Annotated in this window: 9 protein-coding genes; 3 read left to right on the top strand and 6 right to left on the bottom strand. The window is 37.7% G+C overall.

Features of this window, described 5'->3' with window-relative positions; all coding sequences use genetic code 11:
* Positions 1–155: 155 nt before the first annotated feature.
* The 4 genes from KTJ10_RS07210 to KTJ10_RS07195 form a co-directional block, all read right to left on the bottom strand.
* Positions 156–1,184, bottom strand: coding sequence for a spore coat U domain-containing protein (locus tag KTJ10_RS07210; protein ID WP_262441690.1), 1,029 nt, complete (start codon positions 1,182–1,184; stop codon positions 156–158).
* Entirely contained in the window at positions 1,175–3,613 is a 2,439-nt protein-coding gene (locus tag KTJ10_RS07205) for a fimbria/pilus outer membrane usher protein (protein WP_262441689.1), read from the bottom strand. The genes KTJ10_RS07210 and KTJ10_RS07205 overlap by 10 nt, the downstream gene beginning before the upstream one ends.
* Before the next feature lie 10 nt (positions 3,614–3,623).
* A complete protein-coding gene (locus tag KTJ10_RS07200; RefSeq protein ID WP_262441688.1) occupies positions 3,624–4,331 on the bottom strand; it encodes a molecular chaperone in 708 nt (235 codons plus the stop codon).
* An 83-nt stretch (positions 4,332–4,414) separates the two neighbouring features.
* Positions 4,415–4,945 carry a spore coat U domain-containing protein gene (locus tag KTJ10_RS07195; RefSeq protein WP_199977771.1) on the bottom strand — a complete coding sequence of 177 codons (531 nt, stop codon included), beginning with the start codon at positions 4,943–4,945 and terminating at the stop codon, positions 4,415–4,417.
* 684 nt (positions 4,946–5,629) lie between these two features.
* Here KTJ10_RS07195 and KTJ10_RS07190 point away from each other — a divergent pair.
* The 3 genes from KTJ10_RS07190 (at position 5,630) to KTJ10_RS07180 (ending at position 9,128) form a co-directional block, all read left to right on the top strand.
* On the top strand, positions 5,630–7,303 hold the full coding sequence (locus KTJ10_RS07190; protein WP_262441687.1) for an FMN-binding glutamate synthase family protein: 1,674 nt from the start codon (positions 5,630–5,632) through the stop codon (positions 7,301–7,303).
* Positions 7,304–7,515: 212 nt separating this feature from the next.
* Positions 7,516–8,571, top strand: coding sequence for a linear amide C-N hydrolase (locus KTJ10_RS07185; RefSeq protein ID WP_057085676.1), 1,056 nt, complete (start codon positions 7,516–7,518; stop codon positions 8,569–8,571).
* A 62-nt stretch (positions 8,572–8,633) separates the two neighbouring features.
* Positions 8,634–9,128: a hypothetical protein gene (locus KTJ10_RS07180; RefSeq protein WP_002115218.1), complete on the top strand. Its 495-nt coding sequence runs from the start codon at positions 8,634–8,636 to the stop codon at positions 9,126–9,128.
* Between the two features lie 56 nt (positions 9,129–9,184).
* Here KTJ10_RS07180 and KTJ10_RS07175 read toward each other — a convergent pair whose 3' ends face one another.
* Both KTJ10_RS07175 and KTJ10_RS07170 read right to left on the bottom strand, forming a co-directional pair.
* On the bottom strand, positions 9,185–10,213 hold the full coding sequence (locus KTJ10_RS07175) for an alpha/beta hydrolase (protein WP_002115207.1): 1,029 nt from the start codon (positions 10,211–10,213) through the stop codon (positions 9,185–9,187).
* Entirely contained in the window at positions 10,213–11,337 is a 1,125-nt protein-coding gene (locus tag KTJ10_RS07170) for a YdcF family protein (protein ID WP_002115205.1), read from the bottom strand. Before KTJ10_RS07170 ends, KTJ10_RS07175 begins: the two co-directional genes overlap by 1 nt.
* Positions 11,338–11,341 lie beyond the last annotated feature (4 nt).

Raw genomic sequence — 11,341 nt, 5'->3', positions numbered from 1 at the left:
GTTTTTACTCATCCTAAAACAACATTACCGTTAACCGTTCTTTTGCGAGCCTCTTTTTATTACAAGTTCATCTACTGCTTTTAAATCAAAACAATTAAAATCAAGTTCATAGAAAGGATGCTTTCAGAGCTAAATATTCACACTCAAAACATCCCTCAATAAGTCACTGTAACAACGATAGTATCCGAGTAATTCCCAGGTATGGCTGAAATGGTGGTCCCCTGTGGAATTTTTCCATAGACATTTGTGCTTTGAGCAGTCCCCGATCCTGTCTTAGAAACACCGCCTGCACCTCCAACCGTGATCACACCACCTGTAGTATCCCATACCGTACTATAAGTTGAATTCTGATAGAGTTGATAAGGAATATACTGACTACTAGCATTTGCCATACGCCTAAAGCCCCCAGCTATACGGTTGTTACCATCCCCTAAATAAATGCTATATGGTGTTCCAAAATTACAGGTTGTATTCACTGCTCCTTGCGCTGTGTAATCACGACTCGTTGTACTAATATCATTGATATTTCCAAAATCGACATTTGATGTTGAATCTAATTGACACAAACTTGGTACAACATAATTAGCAATTATAGTGGTATTACCCGAGTCCCACCCTCCACCACTATTTCCTTCACATACCGTGCTAGAACTTGCTTGCATGTCCCAGAATAGCTGAATCGTACCAGTGTACGTGCCTTGAGGGTAGGCAATGAGCGATCCTGTTCGGGCCGGTACTTTTATATTTACCGAGTAGCTCACAATATTATTTGATGCGACTGTTCTCACGGGCCCATACCAAACATTGGAGGTTTGATTCGTGGTAGAAGACCCAGCTCCACCTACAGTTGCTGTGACGGTGTAAGGTAATGAAACACTGTTAATTGCGTTTGTGGTTCCTGTAAATACAGTTTTCATGCACATATAACCTGAAATTTCCGGCGTAGCACGCCCACCAAAACACCTTATCGTTCCTGAAAAGTTTATGGTTGCATCACTATTAATGGTGGCTGCTGTATAGGTGTAAGTACTATTAGTAGTGCCCGTTACCGTACAACTGGCATGCGCCGAGCTAAAAAATGCATAGATAATAAAAACTAGCACTGTGACTAGAATGTACTTTATAACCAATGAAAAAATTTTACCCTTTACCAAAAAATCATGACTCATAATATTTATCGACATACATAAGGTCCCAATTTTTTAGTTGAGTACTGATTACTGTTATAGGTGAAGTCAACTTGGCAGGAGCCATGATCTAGAAGATCGACTTCAAGTTTGTTTTGCTTTAAAAGATTTGGAATAAACACTTCACCATCGTAGCCCACAACACCATCTTGCTGGCCATTAATTCGAACGGCATAACCCGGCATTAACGGTGAATTGTTTTGATCAACAAGTTTCACTAATCCAGAAATAACCTGATGAGCACCAAAATCAACTAAGGTTCCTTGGCGATACCCTACAAATGCTGTCTGATTCGTGGAAGTAATATCCCATTCTAAAGGTAAGAGTGATGGGTCTAGGTAGATATGATGAGATAAGTACGGTCTCAAATTCGCAATTAAGAATCGGCCAGACTTATCAGTTTCACCTAAATTAACTCCACCATTTATAATTTGACTTTGTGGCCCAGCATTAGTGACAACAGCAAAGCCCTCTCCAATTTCATTGGCCGCAAAGATACGTCCCGCTGCTGTAACCAATGAACCCGTCGCCGAAAGTGCAACCTGATCATTATCCCCAAATCGGTTATAGCGTCCCGTCAGGTAAGCTGCCCGTGCTCGGTAAGATGCATAGACCGATGCATTGTTTTCATTCGCATCCTCATCTCGCTCAACATAACCACCCCAGCCAAATGAACCAATTTGTGGATCAGTAAATCCATTGATTTCTTGTCTAAAGGTTGTTTTACCACTGTCACTAGATACACTTGTGATCGCATTCACTTTACTAGATGGGGTATATCGCAGTGCAAAGTAAATTCCATAATCCTTATGGTTTTCATAATCTTTATACGCTGATGCATAAAAACCCCAGTTCTTATCCAAACTTCCACTTAAATTGGTAGACAGTAATTTATAGGAGTTATCGCTATATTTGATCTGGTTATAGCCCAGATAAACCCCATAGCCTGTATAAAAGTTATAGTTAATCCCTGCCCTAAAAATCTCATCTGCCAATGCACTGTAGTTCAGATAGTTTTGTGACTCGGCATTGATCTGATTATCTTTTAAATATCTCACTTGAGACACACGGGCTAGGTCAAAATAGTTATCAAATACTTTACGGTAACTGGTGTTAAATGAAATGTTCTTACTGATGCGCCCTTCTAAACCCAGCAAGGTAGAGTAACCGTTTTCATCTTTATACTGGCTCGCTGCAATGTCAGCATTGATCACCCCAATACCAAAAATATTCTTGGCAAATCCTGTACCGAGGTTCGACAGGCCATCTGTTGAAGCTTCTGCACCACCACTTAAAGTCAGTGAGTTACTGTAGCCGTATCTGATCGCACCTGAGCCAAAGGTGGCATCATCATAATCGTTTGAATAGAGTCCATAGTTGTAGCGTGGAATACCAATATCTACTGAAAACTCATTAATGCCTTTTGCCAGAATCTTGGATGAAAAATAGTACGGCTTTTTGGTAATGCTCTGCTTTCCGGTTGCATCGGTAGTCACAAGGGTGACTTCATTTCCTGAAATAAATGGGAGCTGTTTAATATCAAAGGGACCTGAAGGCACTAACCCTGAATAAATCTTTTGTTGATTGACATATAAATCCAGTGTTGAAGGCAATGCTGCCGAGCCAGAAAATTGCGGGAGTGCTGAGGTGACAATATCACCGCGTTGACTATAAGCACTCGACCACTGGAAACCAGCCAGACGGACACTACTGCCCCAGTCAGGACTATTGGAAATAAAGTCCCCTAGGGTATATATCCTGATCTTTTCAGGGTCTACGTACTGCCACTTATTTTCCAGTCGTACCCATTTTTCATGACTATAGCTAGTTTCATTACTACCGTTATATAAAACCCCTGATGAAAAGTTACCAATTGCACTGTTAAAAATACCCTCAGCCGTACCTGAGAAAACGTTCTCGTCATTGGTTATGGTGTTATACAGACTGTAGTTCAAAATGGCTGCATTTAAGGGTTTCATTCTTAGCAAATGTGGGCTAGTGACCTGCTGGCCACTTAAGTCGACTGAGTAACCCGTTAACATGTTCGATGGAACTTTTAAGTTTAAAGACTGCTCATTCTCAAGATATTTAAACTGGATTCCGTTTAGATCATTAATACACACCCACTGGTTATCTGGGATATCTTCATCCATTTTTAGTCTTAAAGTTTTTAAGTCACGAAAGCGGATATATAATTTTCTATCTTGATCTTGCCGTACAGATATTAAGTCTTTTGAAACATTTGAGTTAACAGAAATATTTAAAAATAGCTGTATATATCCTTTATCAGAACCAAATGCATGATAAGAAGAGTCCGTGATTTCTGGAATACTTGGCAAAACAGCATTAGTACTATCTTGTAAAGATTCAGCAAAAGCATGGGTCGGCAAGTATGTAAGACATAAGGCACTTACGAGATATTTCATGTGTGCCTCTTTAAAGAGATGCTTGCTTACCGTTAATATTCAATGAAATATTATATTTATGTTCCGCTTGAAATTTAAAATCAGGACTAATATTAAAATTTCTTGCTTTGCCAGCAAGAATATAACCATTCACAGTATTTACTTTAATCGGATAACTTTTATTCGCAGTTGTATCAACAAGCATTAAATTATTTAAAAGCGCATGTCGATTACCAATGTTACTAATCGTCAGATAAGCATTATTTTGCTCTTGTTGTATTGACCAATTCAGTTTAGTAATCGCATCTTTATTCACTACAAATACAGGTAATGATGAGCGTAGAAGTACGTTTACCCCTTGAGATGCTTTACGACTATCAACAGGTTTTGGTAACTCATCAATAATAATACGATAAGTTTTTTCACCAGAAAAAGGTTCTGGATTAATCCTAACTACACGCAAGTTATAAGAATCATTAGGTTGTAGTTTTAAAAATGGTGGACTAATGACAATCTCATCCGTAGGGACTAATTGATCTTGTCCAGCATTTTGCCTCCACTCAAATACACGCACCTGTAAATCAGCACTTTCATTTGACTGGTTATATAAACTAATTGAGGATGCGCTTTGATCATTTAACATCTCAACACTTACAGGTGAAAGGCGAATTGATGCAGCATTTAGCATACTAGGCAAAAACAACAATAAACTTGTAGCAACAAAGATATTTTTTTTCATGATTTGCCCAACAATACTTTTCTCAAATTGGGCTAGCTCTATTAAGCAAGAGCTAGCAATGACACAATAAAACTTATTAAAAATTAGTAAGTCACTGTTACTGTCACAGTATCAAGATAGCTGCCTGCACTTGGTAAAGTTGTTCCTGCAGGAATACGACCATACACATTTACAGTTTGAACATTACCCGTTCCAGTTCCACTGTAAGCGGACGTTGCAATACCAATTGCTGTGGCACGCCCTGTGTCAGAAAAAAGGTTGTAAGGAATATATTCGTTGCTTGTTGCCCCACCAATCATACGGCGTTGTGTCGATTGCGCATTTTTCCCGGCATCGAAAGCTAAAGTCCATGGCACAGTGTTATTACATAAAACTTTAATTGCCGTACCACCTGTCGTTGTAGTGTCTGCATCGACATTGCTAGCAAGAGAACTCAATGTCCCAAAATCCAGAACTGCATTAGCTGTTGTGCCTGTAGCTGACGTATTAAGTACGCAACTATTTGTGATTGTTGCTTTAACAGTTAATGTGCCTGTAGCTGTAGCTGCATTTGCAGCATTCATCGACATTAAACCCATAGCAACTGCTGATAAACAAATGAGAGACTTATTCATGGTTAAAAAACCTTTTTACATTACGCCAATAAAATTAATAGATGTAAAAACTAGCCTTCCCCAATCCAATCACTAGCTTTTTTGACTGTTTTTTCAAAGCGTTATTTTTTTACTCTACTAGTCGCGCATCATACAAAAAAACAACAAAAATACTAATATTGATTTCATTCTAAATATCAATTAATAATTCAAGTTCTGATGAATTTCTCAATTATAGAAATTTTTATGATTTGCCTCCTTGTTAAATGTTTTTTTGATAATTTCTTTTCCATTTTTATTAGTTTTTCTAAAAAAATAATATTTTTTCATTAGTTAAAATTTACCATAGACTCTCATATTTTATATTTTTTTAAAGTTTGGTCAAAAAAATAAGTACAAAAAAGTAAGCTATTAATTACTCTATATATTTTAAATGAATAAGAAAATAATATTTTATGAATAAGAAATCTAAGCCCTCTATCACACTTTCCTTTTTTTCTTAGAAATTTCAGTGATTAGAGACGAATCTTTATAAATAACACCATGTATCTCTACCTCAACTATTTCTAAAAATTAAATGAAAAATCAAACGTAATAATCTTTGGATTTTGTTATACCGTCCTTAAGCTAACAATTCCATACTTGTGGTTTTAGCTCCTTCTTGGCAATGTATGTACCAGTAAAACATTAGGAATTTGTTCCAATATGGCGAGTCCAGCACAAATCATTCGACATAAATTTCTCAATACATTCTTTTCACGCCATTCTCTCTGGTTTTTATGTATTTTTACCGCGCTCAGCATCACATGGTTTCGAACTGTATATACCCCTCATAGTATCTATTATTTTATTTCTGATACTCTCCTTAATGGTTTATGGGTAGTTACAGGTGCACTAAGCTTATTAGGCCTCTATGATGTTTTGCAGAATAAACACTCTATTTTAAAAAATTACCCAATCATGGGACATTTCCGTTTTTTGTTTGAAGATATACGCCCCGAAATTCGTCAATACTTTATTGAAGCAGATCAAGATGCTCTACCTTTTTCTCGCATGCAACGAAGCTTAGTTTATCAACGCGCTAAAAACGAAAATGCAGATAAGCCTTTTGGTTCAATCATTGATGTCTATCAAGAGAATTACCGCTTTATTGTCCACTCAATAAGCCCTTGTCCACCAGCTGATCCAAAAAGCTTCCGCATTCAGGTGGGTAATGCGCAATGCCTTCAACCCTATAGCGCATCCATTATGAATATCTCCGCCATGAGCTTTGGTAGTTTAAGTGCCAATGCAATTCGTGCACTCAATAAAGGAGCACAATTAGGTGGGTTTTATCACGATACTGGTGAAGGTAGTTTAAGTCCTTATCATCTCGAAAATGGTGGAGATATTGTTTGGCAAATTGCCAGTGGTTATTTTGGTTGTCGTACCCTAGATGGAAAATTTGACGAGCAAAAATTTGCTAAACAATCTCAATTGCCACAGATCAAAATGATCGAACTAAAACTTTCACAAGGTGCAAAACCGGGCCATGGCGGTATCTTACCTAAGCATAAAATTACTGAAGAAATTGCCCAGATCCGTGGCGTTTCACGCGACCATGATTGTATTTCTCCTGCTAAGCATTCAAGTTTTTCTACCCCAATTGAAATGATGCATTTCTTACAGAAGTTGAGAACATTATCTGGCGGGAAGCCTGTTGGTTTTAAACTGTGTATTGGCCAACCTTGGCAATTTATGAGTATTGTTAAAGCAATGCTTGAAACAAAAATTGTTCCTGACTTTATTGTAGTTGATGGTTCTGAAGGTGGTACTGGTGCAGCACCAATTGAGTTTAGTGACAATATTGGTACTCCATTACGAGAGGGCTTACGCTTTGTCCATAACACTCTTGTCGGTGCAGGGCTGAGAGATCAAGTTAAAATTGGTGCTAGTGGTAAAATCATTAGTGCTTTTGACATTGCTAGTACTTTTGCCCTAGGTGCAGACTGGGTTAACTCCGCACGTGGTTTCATGTTTGCGGTTGGATGTATTCAGGCACAAAGTTGCCATACAAATCAATGCCCTGTAGGGGTAGCGACTCAAGACAAAGATCGTCAAAAAGCAATTGATGTACCGACTAAATCAGAACGAGTGTTTAATTTTCATAAAAATACTTTGCATGCGTTATCAGAAATGATTGCTGCTGCTGGTTTACGTCATCCTTCTGATATTAAAGCTCATCATTTGGCTCAGCGAGTGAATGATCGCGAAATAAAGAACTATGCTCAATTGCATTTTTTCTTGAAAGAAGGTGAGCTTTTACAAGCTGAACTTAATAATGACGATGATAATTTTTATTATCGGATGTGGAACATGGCCGATGCCAATCATTTTTAATTTATATTAATTTTTATAACGTGAGCATTACATTTATAGTGTGATGCTCTTCCATATTTAAACCTAATATGTGATTTTTGCTTAAATTTCACTCCCCTTTTAATTTGTATTTAATAGATTTTTCACCTAATATAAAAGTATAAATAACGTACACATTTTAATTTTATTTAATAAAAATTTTTTTAATGCTTATAACAAGAAGGTACCTCATCATGTTGAAAAAAACATTCATCTCTTCTTTTGTTGCAATCGCTATAGGCTTAAGTAGCTATGCTGTTGCTTGTACACGCGCTGTCTATTTAGGTAATAACCAACATATTATTACCGCTCGCTCAATGGACTGGAAAGTTGATACGGGTACAAACTTATGGATTATGCCAAGCGGAGTTAGCCGTGATGGTAGCGCAGGCCCAAATTCAATAAAATGGACATCTAAATATGGAAGCGTGATTGCTACAGGCTATGAAGTTTCTACAACAGATGGAATGAATGAAGCAGGTTTAGTTGCTAATATTTTATGGTTAGTGGAATCTGAATACCCAGATGCAAAAAAGACGGATAAACCTTTGTTAAGTATTGCAGCATGGGCTCAATATGTACTTGATAATTTTGCAACTGTAGATGAGGCCGTCAAGGCCTTAGAAAAAGAACCTTACACTATTATTACCGACAATGTTCCCGGCGAAACACGCTTGACTACCTTACATTTATCTATTTCTGATAAAACAGGTGATAGTGCAATTATTGAATATATTGGTGGAAAACAAGTGATTCACCATAGCAGAAGCTATCAGGTCATGACCAACTCGCCTACTTTCGATAAACAACTCGCACTTACTGAATATTGGAAGCAAATTGGCGGAACGATTATGCTACCCGGTACTAACAGAGCATCTGATCGCTTTGCACGGGCATCTTTTTACATTAACGCTATTCCTAAAAACGATAATACAAAACAAGCACAAGCCTCTGTATTTAGTGTGATTCGCAATGCATCTGTTCCTTACGGATTGAATACTCAAGAAGAACCTAATATCTCCTCGACTCGCTGGCGAACTGTTGCCGATCACAAACAAATGCTTTACTTTTTTGAATCTGCCCTCTCACCAAATGTATTCTGGGTCGACTTGAAAAAGATTAACTTTAAAGATGGTAAAACACGTAGACTTGATTTAGGACCCGATCAAAGCCATATCTATGCAGGTGATGCCACCTCTTCCTTTAAAATTGCAAAACCATTTGTATTTTTAGGTCCAACTACGCGTTAATTTATGTCAAAATTTATTACTCTTAGCATAAATAATATTAAACATACTATCTTGGAATTTATATGATGAAGAAATCTCTACTCTTATTGGGTTCATGTCTACTTACTGCGGCTTGTAGCACCACACAGGTTAGTACACCAGCTCCTAAAGAGGTAAAGACAGCTGGTCAACTAAACTGCTCACCAACTGAACTATGCCCAAGCTTATTGGTTAAATGGAACGAAAATCAAAAAAATCAGCTTCGAGTAGATGTTCATTTAAGTAGTAGTTATAACTTTTATGATATTAATGCTTTGACTTTTGATATTGATGGCAAACGATTCAATTATGAACCAGCTCAAGCCACTGAAAAAACCAATGTGAGCCGATTAGTACCTAAACATTCAACCACTTACTTTGTTATTCCAAGTCAATTCCTACAAGAATTTAAAAATGCTCAAAATGTGAATGTTTTAATCAAAACAGATAAAGGAACAATCGAGCGCAATATGTATAGCCCACAAAAGCAGTCTTCGGTTTATAAAAACTTTATGCAGCTTTATCAAAATTCAAAATAAACTACAAAGATTAAATAATGCATCTATCTAGAATTTTGGATAGATGCATTATTTTTCTAATAATAAAAATGTTTTGGCTTTGCATGCAAAAAGGCTGGAATCAATCCTGTTAATGCCGCACGTATATCTGCACGTTCATTAATTAATTGATGAGAGCCTTCTTCAAGCATTAACAACGTTTGGAGTCTAAATTTACGACGAATAAATTCAATGTTGTAACGCCAATCAACAGTCTGATCGAGAGCACCTTGTGCAAGCCAGACTGGGATACGGCAAGCAGGTCGCTCTTCCATTTCTTGCATCCATTTTGACATGGCCAAAATCCAGTCCATGCCCATCATTCGGGGTTGCAAAGGATCCTTTAAACGAATAAAACGCAAAAATTCAGGATTATGATTATTACGTCTAAAATGCCTTGGCACTTGACGTTTAATACGGCGAATAATGCCTAATCCAACGGGGTTATGCCACCACGCGGTTTTTGCAGGGCGAATTAGCGGAGAAAGTAAAAGTACACGATCTACAATCGGATCTTGGCGTTTTTCAGCATATTCTAATAAGTGATGCATCCAAATTGCTCCACCCGTACTTTGACCAATACCGACCCATGGTTTAGGTAACTGATCTGCATGTTTCACATATTGATAAACAGCCATCAAAACTTGCTGGTAATGATCAAAGTTTTTAATGCTGGCTGGTGAACCATCACTTAATCCATGCCCCGGCAAATCATAAGTAATGATACTAAAGCCCTGCTCAAGAATTTCACGAATAATTGGCTGGTAAATACCGCTATGCTCAAGATAGCCATGCAATAGACAAACTGTACCTTGTATTTTTTCTACTTTAGGTTTGAAAACTTGCACATGCAAACGGAATAAAGGCATTTGAACATAGCCTTGCCAATGGTCACATTCAAGTAAATGTAAACCATACAATTTGCGATAGGCCAGCAAATCACGAGAAGGTTCTTCTAATGTGTTTAAATTAAGTGGACTCAAAACCTGCGGCGTAAGATCACGATTAGGAACCGGTAAATCTAATTGTTTTAATACGGCAGGATTGAGAAATGGAATATCTGACATTAAGGAACCTCTCGACAATCACTTGAGCCAAACAACATGTCACGAATTGTCGCAAGTAATTCATAATTTGCACGGCGGCTATGATCGTAATTTTGCACACTTGGTTGCCAGCGTGTCAGTGGAGTTGGCATTGGAGCCACAACAGGAATAGTTTCTATACCATTTAAAGCAAAAAGTCGGCGTGTACGCGGCATATGATATTCATCTGTAACCAACATGACTGTCGGTGCCCCGCCTTTTTTCTGAAGCAATAAAGAGCTAAAACGGGTATTTTCACAGGTATTCATACTACGCTTTTCTAATAGCTTTGCATCAACACCGCGCTCTTTTAACCAAGCTTGCATATAAGGTGCTTCTACACCGCTAAGCACAATAGGCAGATGATTTTGTTTTTCAACTTCTAAAGTTTTTTCTAATCGCAAACGCGTATAGCCATTAACAACAATATCCTTACCATTTTTATCTAAGGTTAATCCGCCACCCAACACAACAATTGCATAAGGCTCTGATAACTTTTTAGGTTGTACAGGTAATGGATTTTTACGCACATACTCGACTTTTTGTTCAGGTTCACTAACAGCTTTCTGGTGCTCTGGCACCACAGGTTTTCTTGCTAAAAACTCTGTATATTGCTCAGTAAGCGCTTTATTTTCAGAACTATTAATAAAAAGTGCTTCGTCAACAGGACTACTCGCCTCATCTGCGGCATCAATTTCTGAGTTTTTAGCGACTAAAGGAACCGTTACAGATGCTGCTTGCTCTTCCGAATCCTGCTCCTTTTCTTCTAAAAGAATAATTTGCTGCAAGGCTTTATAATTCTCTTGAATATAGGTCAGATCAGACGTTCTTTTTTCACGTAACGCTTGCTCTGTCAGTTTTAAATAAGCCTGACGAGCGATCCATAAATTTGAACCCGGCTCTAAATTATCATGCTCACTTAATGCAGCCTGTCTCTGGCTCTCAGCAGCGACTTGATTAACATCAACAGGTACAAAATAGTTAAGCCCAGCTACAATAAGTTTTGAATAAAATGGCGAATATAAAAAAACCACGAAACAGCCTAATAGTACAAATAGCACGGTGACTACTTGTACTAAACGTACCATTAAGTGTACTTTTGGCATAAAA

Origin of the sequence: Acinetobacter sp. WU_MDCI_Abxc222 (genome assembly GCF_025514755.1) — a bacterium.
GTDB lineage: Bacteria > Pseudomonadota > Gammaproteobacteria > Pseudomonadales > Moraxellaceae > Acinetobacter > Acinetobacter geminorum.
The sequence above is the reverse complement of the archived record's forward strand: the minus strand, read 5'-3'. Positions and strand labels throughout refer to the sequence as shown.

Coding starts and splice junctions, on each gene's coding strand:
- KTJ10_RS07210 (WP_262441690.1), bottom strand. CDS start 1,184: ATGTCGATAAATATTATGAGTCATGATTTTTTGGTAAAGGGTAAAATT.
- KTJ10_RS07205 (WP_262441689.1), bottom strand. CDS start 3,613: ATGAAATATCTCGTAAGTGCCTTATGTCTTACATACTTGCCGACCCAT.
- KTJ10_RS07200 (WP_262441688.1), bottom strand. CDS start 4,331: ATGAAAAAAAATATCTTTGTTGCTACAAGTTTATTGTTGTTTTTGCCT.
- KTJ10_RS07195 (WP_199977771.1), bottom strand. CDS start 4,945: ATGAATAAGTCTCTCATTTGTTTATCAGCAGTTGCTATGGGTTTAATG.
- KTJ10_RS07190 (WP_262441687.1), top strand. CDS start 5,630: ATGGCGAGTCCAGCACAAATCATTCGACATAAATTTCTCAATACATTC.
- KTJ10_RS07185 (WP_057085676.1), top strand. CDS start 7,516: ATGTTGAAAAAAACATTCATCTCTTCTTTTGTTGCAATCGCTATAGGC.
- KTJ10_RS07180 (WP_002115218.1), top strand. CDS start 8,634: ATGATGAAGAAATCTCTACTCTTATTGGGTTCATGTCTACTTACTGCG.
- KTJ10_RS07175 (WP_002115207.1), bottom strand. CDS start 10,213: ATGTCAGATATTCCATTTCTCAATCCTGCCGTATTAAAACAATTAGAT.
- KTJ10_RS07170 (WP_002115205.1), bottom strand. CDS start 11,337: ATGCCAAAAGTACACTTAATGGTACGTTTAGTACAAGTAGTCACCGTG.